Origin of the sequence: Brevundimonas sp. EYE_349 (assembly GCF_023147505.1) — a bacterium.
GTDB lineage: Bacteria > Pseudomonadota > Alphaproteobacteria > Caulobacterales > Caulobacteraceae > Brevundimonas.
Genome location: NZ_JAHXPB010000002.1, coordinates 411,698 through 425,752, shown reverse-complemented (window position 1 = coordinate 425,752; position 14,055 = coordinate 411,698). Strand labels below are relative to the sequence as shown.

General features: G+C 69.7%; 13 protein-coding genes. 8 read left to right on the top strand and 5 right to left on the bottom strand.

Going from position 1 to position 14,055, the window contains the following annotated elements; genetic code table 11:
* Window positions 1-9 precede the first annotated feature (9 nt).
* From KZX42_RS05805 to KZX42_RS05785, 5 genes are all read right to left on the bottom strand, one after another.
* On the bottom strand, window positions 10-309 hold the full coding sequence (locus tag KZX42_RS05805; RefSeq protein WP_248117922.1) for a hypothetical protein: 300 nt from the start codon (window positions 307-309) through the stop codon (window positions 10-12).
* 61 nt (window positions 310-370) lie between these two features.
* Entirely contained in the window at window positions 371-1,801 is a 1,431-nt protein-coding gene (gene tldD / locus KZX42_RS05800) for a metalloprotease TldD (RefSeq protein WP_248117920.1), read from the bottom strand.
* 60 nt (window positions 1,802-1,861) lie between these two features.
* Window positions 1,862-2,884, bottom strand: coding sequence for a hypothetical protein (locus KZX42_RS05795; RefSeq protein ID WP_248118079.1), 1,023 nt, complete (start codon window positions 2,882-2,884; stop codon window positions 1,862-1,864).
* A 41-nt stretch (window positions 2,885-2,925) separates the two neighbouring features.
* Entirely contained in the window at window positions 2,926-3,693 is a 768-nt protein-coding gene (locus tag KZX42_RS05790; protein ID WP_248117919.1) for an ABC transporter permease, read from the bottom strand.
* Window positions 3,690-4,622 (bottom strand): ABC transporter ATP-binding protein, encoded by a 933-nt coding sequence (locus tag KZX42_RS05785; RefSeq protein WP_248117917.1) that lies wholly within the window; start codon window positions 4,620-4,622, stop codon window positions 3,690-3,692. The genes KZX42_RS05790 and KZX42_RS05785 overlap by 4 nt, the downstream gene beginning before the upstream one ends.
* Window positions 4,623-4,779: 157 nt before the next feature.
* Between KZX42_RS05785 and KZX42_RS05780 the strand changes: the two genes are divergently transcribed.
* The 8 genes from KZX42_RS05780 to KZX42_RS05745 all read left to right on the top strand — a co-directional run bounded on the left by KZX42_RS05780 (window position 4,780) and on the right by KZX42_RS05745 (window position 14,016).
* Window positions 4,780-6,141 (top strand): hypothetical protein, encoded by a 1,362-nt coding sequence (locus KZX42_RS05780; protein ID WP_248117915.1) that lies wholly within the window; start codon window positions 4,780-4,782, stop codon window positions 6,139-6,141.
* A gap of 45 nt (window positions 6,142-6,186) precedes the next feature.
* Window positions 6,187-7,005, top strand: a complete 819-nt coding sequence (gene ccmI, locus KZX42_RS05775; RefSeq protein WP_248117913.1) for a c-type cytochrome biogenesis protein CcmI — start codon at window positions 6,187-6,189, stop codon at window positions 7,003-7,005.
* A 58-nt stretch (window positions 7,006-7,063) separates the two neighbouring features.
* Complete coding sequence (gene ccmE / locus KZX42_RS05770) at window positions 7,064-7,570, top strand: cytochrome c maturation protein CcmE (RefSeq protein WP_248117911.1); 507 nt, start codon at window positions 7,064-7,066, stop codon at window positions 7,568-7,570.
* Complete coding sequence (locus tag KZX42_RS05765; protein WP_248117909.1) at window positions 7,567-9,555, top strand: heme lyase CcmF/NrfE family subunit; 1,989 nt, start codon at window positions 7,567-7,569, stop codon at window positions 9,553-9,555. The genes ccmE and KZX42_RS05765 overlap by 4 nt, the downstream gene beginning before the upstream one ends.
* Window positions 9,552-10,058, top strand: coding sequence for a cytochrome c-type biogenesis protein (locus KZX42_RS05760; protein ID WP_248117907.1), 507 nt, complete (start codon window positions 9,552-9,554; stop codon window positions 10,056-10,058). The genes KZX42_RS05765 and KZX42_RS05760 overlap by 4 nt, the downstream gene beginning before the upstream one ends.
* Window positions 10,059-10,165: 107 nt before the next feature.
* Complete coding sequence (locus tag KZX42_RS05755) at window positions 10,166-11,707, top strand: Do family serine endopeptidase (protein WP_248117905.1); 1,542 nt, start codon at window positions 10,166-10,168, stop codon at window positions 11,705-11,707.
* 82 nt (window positions 11,708-11,789) lie between these two features.
* Window positions 11,790-12,461 carry a response regulator transcription factor gene (locus tag KZX42_RS05750; RefSeq protein ID WP_248117903.1) on the top strand — a complete coding sequence of 224 codons (672 nt, stop codon included), beginning with the start codon at window positions 11,790-11,792 and terminating at the stop codon, window positions 12,459-12,461.
* A 133-nt stretch (window positions 12,462-12,594) separates the two neighbouring features.
* A complete protein-coding gene (locus tag KZX42_RS05745; RefSeq protein ID WP_248117901.1) occupies window positions 12,595-14,016 on the top strand; it encodes an ATP-binding protein in 1,422 nt (473 codons plus the stop codon).
* Window positions 14,017-14,055: the final 39 nt, after the last annotated feature.

Here is a 14,055-nt window from a genome sequence, read left to right as displayed (position 1 = left end):
GTCAGGCGATCAGTTGGCCGGCGCGCGTTCAGGAACCGCGTCGCGGGCGGCGTTGCCGATGTTGTCGGCCGCATTGCCGACGCTCTCGGCCGCACCGGCGATGGCGTTGTCCTTCACCGCGTCGCTGCGGTTCATGTTCATCAGGAAGTAGCCGATCACCAGAATGGCCAGGAGGCCGATGATCAGGGCGACGATGGCGCCCATGCCGCTGCCGCCGCGACGTTCGACGACGGTGGTGGGGGCGGCGTTGGTCTCGGTGATGCGTTCGATCCGGCCATCAGGATGTTCGACGGTGCGTTCGGTAGGCATGGTTGTGCTCCTCTCCAGTATGGCGGGGAAACACACGGTCGCGCATTAGGGTTCCGCTGGCTCAGACCGCCGTGCCGCCGACCGTCAGGCCGCCGATCTTGAGCGAAGGCTGGCCGATGCCGACCGGCACGCCCTGACCCGCCTTGCCGCAGACGCCGACGCCTGGGTCGAAGGCGAAGTCGTCGCCGATCATCTGAATCTTCGTCAGGGCTGTCGCCCCATCCCCGATCAGGGTGGCCCCGCGCACCGGGGCGGTGATGACCCCGTCCTCGATCAGATAGGCCTCGTTGCACTGGAAGACGAACTTGCCGTTGGTGATGTCCACCTGGCCGCCCGAGAAGTTGGCGGCGTAGAGGCCGCGCTTCGTACTGGCGATCATGTCGGCCTTGGAATCCTTGCCCGCCTCCATGAAGGTGTTGGTCATGCGCGGCATCGGCATATGGGCGAAGGACTGGCGGCGTCCGTTGCCTGTGGCGGCCACGCCCAGCTGACGCGCCGACAGCCGGTCATGCATTAGCCCGACCATGATGCCGTCCTCGATCAGGACGGTGCGCGAGGTGGGGGTGCCTTCGTCGTCCACCGACAGGGAACCGCGTCGTCCCGCGATGGAGCCGTCGTCCACCACGGTCACGCCGGGGGCGGCGACGCGCTGCCCCATCATGCCGTTGAAGACGGACGAGCCTTTGCGGTGGAAGTCGCCCTCGAAACCGTGGCCGATGGCTTCGTGCAGCAGGACGCCGGGCCAACCCGCGCCCAGCACCACGTCCATCTCGCCCGCCGGACAGTCGATGGCGTCCAGATTGACCAGGGCCTGACGCAGGGCCTCGTCCACCTGGGCCTGCCAGCGTTGGGGGGCGACCCATTCCTCGAAGCCCGCGCGGCCGCCCGCGCCGGACGAGGCGCTTTCGCGCTTGCCGTTCTGCTCTACGGTGACGGAGACGTTCAGGCGCACCAGCGGACGTATGTCACGCACCGCCCGGTCGTCGGCCCGCAGGATCTCGATGGCGCGACGCTCTCCGACCAAGGAGGCGGACACCTGCACCACGCGCGGATCACGCGCCCGCGCCCAGGCGTCGATCTCGGCGAGAAGCGCGATCTTGTCGGAAAAGGCGGGAGAGGCGAGGGGATCGACCTCGCCATACAGTTTCTGATTGGTGGCGCGCGGGGCCTCGGCGACGCGGGCTTCATGACCCTGTTTCGCCAGGGCGGCGCTATCGGCCGCGCGGCGCAGGGCGGCGGCGGAAATCTCGTTGGCGTGGGCGTATCCCGCCGTCTCGCCCGCCACGACCCGCAGGCCGAAGCCCTCGGTGGCGTCATAGGCGGCGGACTTCAGCCGCCCGTCGTCGAAGACCAGGCTCTCGCTCTCGGACCGTTCCAGAAACAGTTCGCCGTCGTCCGCCCCCGTCAGGGCCGCCTTCAGGATGGACAGGGCTTCGTCGGCGTGGACGCCGGCGGCGTCGAGGATGGGCGGCGGGGAGGCAGGAACGGTCATGGCCCCTAGGTAGGGGCTCGGGGCCGCTTCGTCACCTGTCCCGGATCGCGAAACCTGGGGTCAGTCCAGCGGCTGGGGCCGCGTGACGACCGGACCGTCGGGATCTGTGGCGGTCGGGCGCGCGGCCGTCGGCGCGGGCGTCGAAGGCACGACGACGAGCGGTTCGGTCTGCACGGTCGGCGCCGGGGTCGAGGCGGCGGCGGGCGCCGGGCGGGACGCGGCGGGGACCTGGGGCGTCGTCGGGGGCGTCGGGCGGGTGGATGCCGTGGAGGACGGCGTGGTCGCTGGTCGGGCGGCGGCGGTCGACGCCGGCGCCGGGGTGCTGGTCGCCGTCGTCGGGGGCGCGGTCGGGGCGGGTGCGGTCACGACCGGCGTAGCCGCCGACGGCGTGGCGGCCGGCAGGGTCTCGGCGGGCGGCGCGGTCAGGGGCGTGTTCACGGACGCAGGCGCGGGCTGGGCCGGCGTCGCAGCCGGGCGCTGGGCGAACCACAGGCCGCCGCCCAGGGCCAACACGGCGACGACCCCGGCCCCGACATAGAGCGGCAGGCGAGAGGCCTTGGCGGGCGTGAGCGCGTAGCTGGGCGCCGCCTGGGGCGCTGGGGACATTGCGCGGGGCGCCATCACCGGCGTCGGTTCAGCCGCAGGCTCCAAGACCGGCAGGGGCGCGGCGACGGGCGTCGGCAGGGGGCGCACCGTCAGATCGGCCGGCGCCGCCCCTTGTTCAGGCGCTGGCTCGGGCTGGGCCAGACGCTCCGGCGTCGGGCCAGCCGGCCGGGCGGTCGGGATCAGCGACCCGCCCAGGATGCTGCCGCGCGCCGGCGCCTGACGGGGGGCTTGCGGGCGGGGCGCGGCGGGGGATTGCGCCTGGCGGGGCGGCGTGGGCGCGAGGCCCGAGGCCAGGCTCTGATCGCGAATGTCGCGCGGCTGCGGCGGCGCGGCCTTTCGCGGCGGATCGGGGATTCGGTCCAGCGGATTGGGCGCGACCGGCACCGGCCCGACGTGGAATGTCGTCGCGGGCATGCGTCCCCACTGCGCCGGCTTGCGGGCGAAGGGCTCGGGCGGGGTCTTCTGGTCGTCGGACATGGTCTCTCAATCGCTGGCGATCTGGCCCGTTTCGTGACGGGTCAGTTCTTGAGCCGGTAGCCGGTCTGGAACATCCACATGACGATGGCCAGGCAGACGGCGAAGAAACCCAGGGTCGCCGCCACGCTGATCCCGACCGCCACGTCCCCCTGACCGTAGAAGGCCCAGCGGAATCCCGAGATCAGATAGACCACCGGATTGAACAGGGTCACGGTGCGCCACCCCTCCGGCAGCATGTCGATGGAATAGAAGGCGCCGCCCAGGAAGGTCAGGGGCGTCACGATCAGCATGGGGATCATCTGCAACTGCTCGAACCCGTCGGCCCACACCCCGATGATGAAGCCGAACAGGCTGAAGGTCACCGAGATCAGAATCAGGAAGGTCATCATCCAGACCGGGTGCAGGATCTGCAGCGGCACGAAGAAGGCCGCCGTGGCCAGGATGATCAGGCCCAGCACCGCCGACTTGGTCGCCGCCGCCCCGACATAGGCCAGCACGATCTCCAGCGACGACACCGGCGCGGACAGGATTTCATAGATCGTCCCGGTGAACTTCGGGAAATAGATGCCGAACGAGGCGTTGAAGATCGACTGGGTGAACAGGCTGAGCATGATCAGGCCCGGCACGATGAAGGCGCCGTAGGGCACGCCGCCGACCTCCTGCATCCGGCTGCCGATGGCGCCCCCGAAGACGACGAAATACAGCGCCGTGGTGATGACCGGCGTGACCACGCTCTGCCACAGGGTGCGAAGCGCGCGCGCCATCTCGAAGCGATAGATGGCCCACACACCGTATCCATTGAAGGTCATGCGGCGGCTCCGTTCGTGTGGACCAGGCTGACGAAGATGTCTTCCAGCGAGCTCTGGCGGGTGTTCAGGTCCTTGAAGCCGATGTTCAGCCCTTCCAGCCGGCGGATCAGCGAGGGAACGCCGGTGTCGTCGGCGTTGGCGTCGAAACTGTATTCCAGCTCGCCGCCGTCGTTCTTCAGCGTCAGGTCCCAGTCGGACAGTTCGGCGGGCAGGGCGTCCAGCGCATCGACCAGGTTCAGCGTCAGGGTCTTCTTGCCCAGCTTCTTCATCAGGGCCGACTTTTCCTCGACCAGGATCAACTCGCCCTTCAGGATCACCCCGATCCGGTCGGCCATCTCCTCGGCTTCCTCGATATAGTGGGTGGTCAGGATGATGGTGACGCCGCGTTCGCGCAGGCGTCGGACCATGGCCCACATGTCGCGGCGCAGCTCCACGTCCACCCCCGCCGTCGGTTCGTCCAGGAACAGGATGTCCGGTTCGTGGCTGAGGGCCTTGGCGATCATGACGCGCCGCTTCATGCCGCCCGACAGGGTTCGCAACTTGGCGTCGCGCTTGTCCCACAGCGACAGGTCGCGCAGCAGCCGTTCGATGAAGCCCGGGTTCGGCGCCTTGCCGAACAGACCCCGGCTGAAGGTGACCGTGGCCAAGACCGTCTCGAAGGCGTCGGTGGTCAACTCCTGCGGCACCAGGCCGATCTTGGTGCGGGCGGCGCGAAAATCGGTCTGGATGTCGTGACCGTCCGCGACCACCTTGCCCGTCGATGGTGTGACGATGCCGCAGATGATGGAGATCAGGGTGGTCTTGCCCGCCCCGTTCGGCCCCAGAAGCGCGAATATCTCCCCCTTTTTGATGCTCAGGTCGATACGTTTCAACGCCTGAAGCCCCGACTTGTAGGTCTTGGTCAGGCTGTCGATCTGGATAACGGGCATGCAGCCTCCTGGCGCGGCGGGCGCAGGGGCGCATCGCCGGATGTGGCGGCAATATGGCGTGCCGTCGCCCGCACTCAAGAGGGGGGCGCCCGCCAAGTCGTTGTTAACCCGATTGGCCTACCTTGGCGGCCGTGCCATGGTCTCGACGGGAGCTTGCGTGTCGTCCCTGTCCCCCGCCCACCGCGCCGCCCTGACGGCGGTCGTCGAGGCCTGTCCCGATGCGTCGCTGGCGCAACTGGGCGTGGCGGTCGCGGCCATGCCCGGCGACAGGGCGGCGGAACTGGCCGTCATCGTGGGCGAAGAGGCGCGCGACCGCGCCCGGCGCGCCACCGCCTTCGCGCCGCTGCTGCCCCTGTTCCAGGCCCGCGCCGACGGCGTGCCGGCCCTGATCTTTCCCCCCGCAGTCCTGGCGCGGGTCTGGCGTGCGGCGGTGGTGGGCGAAGAAGCCTTTCTGCCCTTGCTGGACGGAGCGGCGACCGTCGATGGGGAATGGACCCTGGCGGCGGATCGGCTGTGCGCGCGGGCGGCGGCGGTGCTGCGCGACCGGTCGAGCGAGGTCTGGCCGGATTTTCAGCGCCCGGCGGCCGGGGCGCCGCCGTCCACCCCGTCCGAACTGGCGGGCTGTTTCGACCTGACCCCGCTGGTCCGAACGGCCCTGCCGCGCCTGTCGGTCTGGCTGGAGCGGCCCGACGACAACCAGTTGGCGGGGCTGCGTCTGCTGATCCAGGATTGCCTGGCCGTGGCCCCCGATGGCGGGCGAAGGATGATCGACATCCTGTTCGCCCATGTGGCGGACGCGGAGCGGATGCTGCGGGTGGTGACGCGCACCAGCCGCCTAGCCGACCGCGAGGTGACGCTGAGCCATTCGGACATGGGCGTCTTCGTCGAGCGGCTGCTGGCTTCGGTCCAGGCCCGGGTCCAGGGTGTGGCGGCGCTGCGATCCGCCTTGACCGCCGACGCCATGCAAGCCGTGGTGGATCAGGTCGGCTGGTGCGCCGGCGTCCTGGCCGAGATGGACATCTCCCTGCAGATCCGCCCTGATTCCAGCTGGGGCAAGACGGCGCGGATGGCGCGGGTGCAGGTGTCGGGCCAATTGTCGGGGCTGATGAAGTCGACGGCGGCGGCGGTGCACGCCGCCCTGCCGATGAAGCGCCGCCCCATCGCCGGACGCATGACCCGGATGTCTCCCTGGCTGGAGGCCCCGGCGGACGGCGAGCCGATCGAGGCGGCGGCGGCGCTGCTTACGGCGGTGGCGGCGCTCCGTGGGGCGGCCGTCACCTTCGGCTGCGAGGCCGACCGAGCGGCGCTGAAGACCGAGATGACCGACTATCTGTCCGCCTGGGCCAATGAGGCGCTGGACGGGGTGGCGGACGGCGAGGTCGACAACCCTGACCAGGCGCTGCGACTGATCGGGATCGCCGCGCGGTTCCTGACGCTGATCGAGGCGCTGGAGGCGGCGCGCGCGGTGCGACGACGCGCGGCGACGGCGGAGACCGCGCGTCTGCCCCAGGGCGCGTGAAAGGCGGCTCGCCCGACGGCCATTGTTCGTCTAGACCCTTGAACCATGATCGCCTTCTGGATGATGACGGGACTGGCGGCGGCCCTGGCCGCCCTGTTGGTGCTGGCAGGCGCGCGGCGCGGCGCCGAACCGGCGGCGGACGTCGAGACGCAGTTCGGATCACGTGAGATCGAGGAACTGGACCGGCTGAAGGCGCGCGGCCTTCTGGACGAGACCGCCCATTCAGCGGCGCGGGCCGAGGCGGGACGTCGGCTTCTGGCCATGACGGCGACGACGGCCCCGGTCGCGGGCGCCAAGGACAGATTGTGGGTGCTGGTCGGGATCGGCGTGATGGTGGCGGGGGCGTTGGGCCTCTATGTCGTCACCGGCGCGCCTGGCCTGCCCGACCAGGGCTATGAGCGGCGGGTGGACGCCTGGTCGGCCGATCTGAATGGGCTGGAGCCGGCGCAACTGGCGGCCGTGACCGCCCGCGTCGCCAGGGAAAGGCCGGGTGATCGCCAGGCCCTGGCCATGCTGGGCGCCGCGCGTTTCGCCGCCGACGATCCGCTGGGGGCGGCCTCGGCCTTTCGCCGGCTGATCGACCTGGACCCCAAGGACGCCCAGGCCTGGGCGCGGTTGGGCGAAAGCCTGGTGATGGCCAATGACAATCAGATCGGCGGCGACGCCGAGGCGGCCTTCCGCCAGTCGCTGAACCTCGACGCCGATCAGCCGGGCGCGCGTTTCTTCCTGGGCGAGGCGGCGCTCAGGCGGGGTGACCGGACGGCGGCGCGCGACCTGTGGGCGCCCCTGATCGCAGCCCTCGATCCGGCCGATCCCCGTCGCCAGGATCTGGAGCGCCGCCTGCCCGAGGCAAGGCCGCAATGACACATTGGTCGCGCCCGGCGCCGGGGCTATACGGCGTCGAATCGAAAAGGTCCGTTGCATGAGCTGGCTGCCCAGATCGCCAAAGGCCCGTCGTCGTCTGTGGGTCGTCGCCGCCGTGGCGCCGATCCTGGCGCTGGCGGTCGGCCTGTCGCTGTGGGCCATGCAGGACAGCGTGACCTTCTTCTACTCCCCGTCCGAAGCCACCGCCGACAAGGCGCCGGAAGGGCGCAACATCCGCCTGGGCGGCCTGGTCGAGGTCGGCAGCGTGAAGACGTCCGGCGACGGCGTGGTTGCCTTTTCCGTCACCGACAATGTGGGGGTGACCCGCGTCGTCTATCACGGCGACCTGCCCGACCTGTTCCGCGAAGGACAGGGCATCGTGGCCCAGGGATCGTTCGGGGCCGACCGCACCTTCCACGCCAGCCAGGTTCTGGCCAAGCACGACGAGAACTACATGCCGCGCGAGGTCGCGGACCGCCTGAAGGAAAAGGGCGAATGGCGACCTGATGCGACGCCCACGGCGGGCCTCGAGACGGGCGCCGAGACGAAGACCGTTCCCCTATGATCGCTGAGTTCGGGGCCTTCGCCCTGGCGCTGGCCTTGGCGCTGTCGATCCTTCAGACGGGCCTGTCGGCGGCGGGGCGCGTGCAACGCAGCCCGGTGCTGGCCGGAGCGGCGCAAGGGGCGGCCCTGGCGGCGGCGGCGGCGGTCGCGCTCAGTTTCGCCGCCCTGGTCTACGCCTTCGTCGTGTCGGACTTCTCGGTCTCGAACGTGGCGGCCAACAGCCACACCGACAAGCCGATGCTGTACAAGGTGGCGGGCGCCTGGGGCAGCCACGAAGGCTCGCTGCTGCTGTGGTGCCTGGTGCTGACCGTCTTCGGCGGGGCCTTGGCGCGGGCGCGCGGCCTGCCGTTCGGGCTTAAGGCCTCGGCCGTGGCGGTGCAGGGCGCGCTGGGGGCGCTGTTCCTGGCCTTCGCCGTCTTCACCTCCAGCCCCTTCACCCGTCTGGACCCCGCGCCGTTCCAGGGCGCGTCGCTGAACCCCCTGCTGCAGGACCCGGCTCTGGCCGTGCATCCACCGCTGCTCTACGCGGGCTATGTCGGGTTTTCGGTCTGTTTCTCCCTGGCCGTCGCGGCCTTGATCGAGGGGCGGGCGCAGACGGCCTTCTGGCCGGCATGGGGGCGCTGGGTCCGGCCGTGGGCGCTGGCCAGCTGGGCCTTTCTGACCGTCGGGATCACCCTGGGGTCGTTCTGGGCCTATTACGAACTGGGCTGGGGCGGCTGGTGGTTCTGGGACCCGGTGGAGAACGCCTCCTTCATGCCATGGCTGGCGGGCGCGGCTCTGTTGCACAGCGCGGTCGTGACCGAGCGGCGCGGGGCGCTGGCGGGCTGGACGGTGTTTCTGGCGCTTCTGGCCTTCACCTTCTCCATGCTGGGCGCCTTCCTGGTGCGCTCAGGCGTGCTGACCTCGGTACACGCCTTCGCCGTCGATCCTCAGCGCGGCATGATGCTGCTGGCCATATTGGGGATCACGGCGGGCGCCGCCTTCGCCCTGTTCGCCTGGCGCGCGCCACAGCTGAAGGGCGGGGGCCTGTTCGCGCCGATCAGTCGCGAGGGCGCGCTGGTGTTGAACAATCTATTCCTGACGGCGGCGGCGGCGACTGTGCTCATGGGCACCCTGTATCCTCTGATCCTTGAGGCGGCGTCCGGGGCGACCATCTCGGTCGGCCCGCCCTATTTCGCCGCCACCTTCACGCCGCTGATGATGGTCGCCTTCCTGATCCTGCCGGCCGGTCCGCTGCTGGCCTGGAAGCGCGGCGATCTGCCCGGCGCCCTGCAACGGCTGGCCGTGGCGGGAGGGATCGCCATTCTATCGGGCCTGGCGGCATACGCCCTGTGGGAGCCCAGAAAGGCTTTGGCCGCCGTCGGCATCGGCGTCGGGGCCTGGTTGATCGCCGGATCGCTGGCCGAGGTCGCCGAGCGCATCCGCCTGTTCCGCGCAGCCGGCGCCGAGACCTGGCGCCGGATGAGGGGCCTGCCGCTGGGCGCCTGGGGCATGACCCTGGCGCATCTGGGGGTGGGGGTCTTCATCCTGGGCGCAGTGGTCGAGACGGGGTTCAAGGCCGAGGCGGCGCGGTTGCTGGCCCTGGGCCAAAGCGTGTCGGCCGGCCCATGGACGGTGACGCTGGACGACGTGCGGGTGGTCGAGGGGCCGAACTACCTGGCCGAACAGGGGCGGCTGACCGTGCGATCCGCCGATGACCGGGGGCGGGCCACGACCGTCACGGCCGAACGCCGCTTCTTCCCCGCCGGCGGCCAGACCACCACCGAGGTGGGCCTGGATTTCCGGGGGCTGGACGACGTCTATGTGGTGATCGGCGAACGGGCGGGCAGTCCCCAGCAACCGGCCTGGGTCGTGCGCCTGTATTGGAACCCGTGGGCGCGGCTGATCTTCCTGGGGCCGGCGATCATGGCCCTGGGCGGCGTGCTGTCGCTGATGGATCGACGCCTGCGCCTGGGCGTGGGCCAAAGACGGCGGAGGGCGGCGTGAGGCGGCTGGCCGTCCTCCTGGCCGCGCCCGTCTTGGCGCTGATGCTGACGGCGGCCGAGCCGCCCGCTGCGCCTGACAGCCCCCTGGCCGACGCGGCGCTGGAGGCGCGCGCCCAGGCCCTGTTCAAGGATGTGCGCTGCGTCGTCTGCCAGCACGAGGCCATCGCCGACAGCCCGGCGGGCGTCGCCGGCGACATGCGCCGTCTGATCCGCGAAGAGATCGCGGCCGGCGCGACAGACCAGGCGGTGCGCGACGATCTGGTGCGCCGGTTCGGCGACTATGTGCTGTTCACCCCGCCGATGAGGGCGGGAACCTGGCTGTTGTGGTTCGGGCCGTTCGTGCTGGTGATGCTGGCCGGGGCCGCCCTGCTGCTGCGGGCCCGTCGCAAGCCCGCCGAGACCCCCGGCCTGACGCCCGAAGAGGAACGGCGGCTGGACGAAGTTCTACGAAATGAGAAGCTTCGCCGCGATCCTGACGCAACCTCGCCTCACGACGGGCTTTAGTCGAGATCAACCATCGAACGTCAGGATTGGCGCAAACGCCTTCCGGCCTATATCAATCGCGAAACCGGCGCCCGTCTGGCGCCGGACAGAGGATCGCAAGGACCACGATGCTGAAGCGCAAGGAGTTCATTCTCGGGGCCGCGGCCGGCCTGACCCTGGCGGCGGCGGCGACCGCCGGCGGCGTGATTAACTGGCCCGGCGCGCACGCCGAACCCCAGGCGGTCAACCGCATCACCCCGGTCCCGGCCAACGGCGACAGCTTCACCCCGCCGCCGGGCGCGCCTAACAGTTTCGCGACCATCTTCGAACAGGTGGCCCCGGCCGTCGTTCAGATCGACGTGACGGTCAAGGTCGACCAGCCCCAAGGCGGCGCCTTCACCATTCCGGGTCTGCCGTTCCAGTTCGTGCCCCCGCAAGGGCGCGGCGGCCAGGGCGGCGACGAGCCGCAGACGACCCAGGGCGCCGGCTCGGGCTTCTTCATCTCGCAGGACGGCTTCATCGTCACCAACAACCACGTCGTCGCCGACGCGACCGAGATCAAGGTCAAGATGTCGGACGGCCGCGAACTGCCGGCCCGCCTGATCGGCCGCGACCCCGGCACGGACCTGGCGGTGATCAAGGTCGAGGGCGCCGACTTCAAATACGTCAGCTTCGAAGAGACGGCCCAACCCCGCGTGGGTGACTGGGTCATCGCCATCGGCAACCCGTTCGGTCTGGGCGGCACCGCCACGGCGGGCATCGTCTCGGCCAAGGCGCGCGACATCGATCCGTCGGGCTACAACGACTACATCCAGATCGACGCAGCCATCAACCGGGGCAACTCGGGCGGCCCCACCTTCGACATCTATGGCCGCGTCATCGGCGTGAACTCGGCCATCTATTCCCCCACCGGCGGATCGGTCGGCATCGGCTTCGCCATCCCGGCCGAGACGGCCAAGGCGATCACCGAGCGGCTGATGCGCGGTGAGTCGATCGAGCGGGGCTATCTGGGTGTCCAGATCGGCAACCTGACTGACGAGTACAAGGAAAGCCTGGGACTGCCGGCGACCACGAAGGGGGCCTACGTCGTCGAAGTCACCCCCGACGCCCCGGCGGCGCGCGCAGGACTTCAGCCGGGCGACGTCGTGGTGAACCTGAACGGTCGCGCGATCGAAGGCTCCAGCGAACTGACCCGTGCCGTCGGATCGGCCAAGCCGGGCGATACCTTGCGTCTCGAACTGTTGCGAGAGGGGCGCCGCCAGACGGTCAACGTCCGTGCCGGCACTCGTCCTGCCAACCTCGAAGTTGCCGGAACGGAACCAGGCGACGGCTCCAAAGCGCCATCTAACCCCGGCGCCGCCACAGGCGAGGTCGTCGAAGGAATGACCGTCGCGCCCGTCACGGGTGCGCTGCGAGGCCGTTTCGACATTCCCGACGGCGTTCAGGGGCTGGTGGTGACGAACGTGAATCCGCAATCGCGCGCCGGTCGGCTGGGCTTCCAGCCTGGCATGGTCATCATCCAAGCCAATGGGCGCAGCGTTGGATCGACGGCCGACCTGAAGGGCGCCGTTGAAGCGGTGAAGGGCGCGGGACGTCCCGGCATCCTGTTGCTGGTCCGCACTCCGCGTGGGAACAGCCCCATCGTTCTGCCGCTGCAAGACAAAAACTGATCTTCATTCTGACCAAGCCTTAACTCGTCAATCGCCGCCGATGCGCTAACATCGGCGGCGATTTTGATTCCGGGAGGGGTTCATGCGGATTCTGGTGGTCGAGGATGACGCCGAGGCGGCGACCGCCATGGTGCGGGGCCTGTCCGAGGCGGGGCACGAGGTGACCCATGCGGTGGACGGCGCCTTCGGCCTGCTGGAATCGCAGAAAGGCGGCTACGACGTCTATGTCGTGGACCGGATGATGCCGCGCCTGGACGGCGTCGGCATGGTCGAGACGGTCAGGAAGGGCGGCGACCAGACGCCGGTTTTGTTCCTTTCGGCCCTGGGCGAGGTCGAGGATCGGGTCACGGGGCTGAAGGCCGGCGCCGACGACTATCTGGTCAAACCCTACGCCTTCGCCGAACTGATCGCGCGGGTCGAGGCCCTGGCGCGGCGCCGCGAGACGGGCGGGGTGCAGACCGTTCTGAAGGTCGGCGACCTGGAGATGAACCTGATCGGCCGCACCGTGCATCGCGGAACCACCGAGATCGACCTGCAGCCGCGCGAGTTCCAGTTGCTGGAGTTCCTGATGCGCCACGCCGGCCAGTCGGTGACGCGCACCATGCTGCTGGAGAAGGTGTGGGAATACCATTTCGACCCCCAGACCAACGTCATCGACGTCCACATCAGCCGCCTGCGCTCCAAGATCGACAAGGGGTTCGACAAGGCCATGCTTCAGACCGTGCGCGGCGCGGGGTATCGGTTGGAGGCGTGAGCAGGGACGGGTGAAAAGTGCTAGTGAGCGAGGGGGTGAGCGAGAAATCTCAATACGGCGACGCTTCGGCTCACCTCTTGCTCACTGGCACTTTTCACTGAACCCGAGCCGCCGCCCACCACCCCCTCATCCCATGCGCCTCCCTTCCGTCCTTCGTCGCACGCCGTTTCGGCTGACGCTGCTGTTCCTGGCGCTGTTCGTGGCGGCGGCGGGGGCGATCCTGGCCTATGTCTATTTCGCCTCGGCGTCGGAGGCGCAGGGGCGGGCGAGGGCGGATGTAGAGGGCGAACTGGGCGCCCTGACCGCCATTCACCGCACGCGCGGGATCGACGCCCTGAACCAAGCCTTGGTCGAACGCACCATTCGCGGCGGGCCGTACCTGTATCTGCTAACCGGACCGGACGGAAGGATCGTCACCGGCAATCTGTCGGTCATGCCCTTCGACCTGAAGGGGCCGCCGCAGGTCGGTCAGGGCGAATGGAGCACCTTTCGCCTGACCAGCGCCGACGCCGAGGGACGGGTGCAGAACCGGCGCTCCATCGGCGTGGTGATGCCTTTGGCGGGGGGCGACACCCTGTTCGTGGGCGAGGACATCGGCGGGATCGAGGCCTATTTGGCGCGCCTGACCCAGGCGCTGTGGGGCGCCATGGCCCTGGTCATGCTGCTGGGCCTGGCGGGCGGGCTCTACATCAGCCGGCGGGTGGAGCGGTCGATGGCCGGGCTGAACCAGGTCGTGCAGGCGGTGCAGGAAGGCGACCTGAAGGTCCGCGCGCCCGTGCGCCACACCGGTGACGAACTGGACGAACTGGGCCAGGGGCTGAACACCATGCTGGATCGGCTGGAGGCGTCAATGGCCTCGATCCGGCACGCGGGCGACGCCATCGCCCACGACCTGCGCTCGCCCCTGACGCGGATGCGGGCCAAGCTGGAGGTGGCCCTGATCGACGCAGAGGCGGGCAAGATCGACGGGGTGGACGCCCTGGGCATCGCCCTGGACGAGGCGGATCACCTGCTGAAAACCTTCAACACCGTGCTGGCCATCGCCCGTCTGCAGGCGGGCGGCGCGCCTGATCCGAAAGTGATGGACGCCGCCGAGCTGGCCGCCGACATGGCCGAGCTTTACGAACCGGCGGCCGAGGACAAGTCCATCGACTTCTCCGCTGAGATCGACCGAGGGCTGATGATCGAGGGCAACCAACCCTTCCTGGCCCAGGCCCTGGCCAATCTGATCGACAACGCCATCAAATACACCCCGGCCGGCGGGGCGGTGAAGCTGAGGGTGCGGCGGCGCTCGTCGGGCGAGATCGAATACTCCGTCACCGACACCGGGCCGGGCGTGCCGCAGGAGGACCGCGAGCGGGTGGTCCAGCGGTTCGTGCGCCTGGACAACAGCCGCACCGAGCCGGGCTCGGGCTTGGGCCTGTCGCTGGTGACGGCGGTGGCCGAGGCCCATGGCGGTCGGGTCGTGCTGGACGAAGGCCCCGGCGCCTATGGCGACTTCGGCCCGGGCCTGCGCGTGGCGCTGGTGTTGCCGGCCGCCTTGGCCACCCAGTAAATCCGCTCATCCCCGCGAAAGCGGGGACCCAGTTCTTTG

Coding starts and splice junctions, on each gene's coding strand:
- KZX42_RS05805 (WP_248117922.1), bottom strand. CDS start 309: ATGCCTACCGAACGCACCGTCGAACATCCTGATGGCCGGATCGAACGC.
- tldD (WP_248117920.1), bottom strand. CDS start 1,801: ATGACCGTTCCTGCCTCCCCGCCGCCCATCCTCGACGCCGCCGGCGTC.
- ccmI (WP_248117913.1), top strand. CDS start 6,187: ATGATCGCCTTCTGGATGATGACGGGACTGGCGGCGGCCCTGGCCGCC.
- KZX42_RS05765 (WP_248117909.1), top strand. CDS start 7,567: ATGATCGCTGAGTTCGGGGCCTTCGCCCTGGCGCTGGCCTTGGCGCTG.
- KZX42_RS05755 (WP_248117905.1), top strand. CDS start 10,166: ATGCTGAAGCGCAAGGAGTTCATTCTCGGGGCCGCGGCCGGCCTGACC.
- KZX42_RS05785 (WP_248117917.1), bottom strand. CDS start 4,622: ATGCCCGTTATCCAGATCGACAGCCTGACCAAGACCTACAAGTCGGGG.
- KZX42_RS05790 (WP_248117919.1), bottom strand. CDS start 3,693: ATGACCTTCAATGGATACGGTGTGTGGGCCATCTATCGCTTCGAGATG.
- KZX42_RS05745 (WP_248117901.1), top strand. CDS start 12,595: ATGCGCCTCCCTTCCGTCCTTCGTCGCACGCCGTTTCGGCTGACGCTG.
- KZX42_RS05750 (WP_248117903.1), top strand. CDS start 11,790: ATGCGGATTCTGGTGGTCGAGGATGACGCCGAGGCGGCGACCGCCATG.
- ccmE (WP_248117911.1), top strand. CDS start 7,064: ATGAGCTGGCTGCCCAGATCGCCAAAGGCCCGTCGTCGTCTGTGGGTC.
- KZX42_RS05795 (WP_248118079.1), bottom strand. CDS start 2,884: ATGTCCGACGACCAGAAGACCCCGCCCGAGCCCTTCGCCCGCAAGCCG.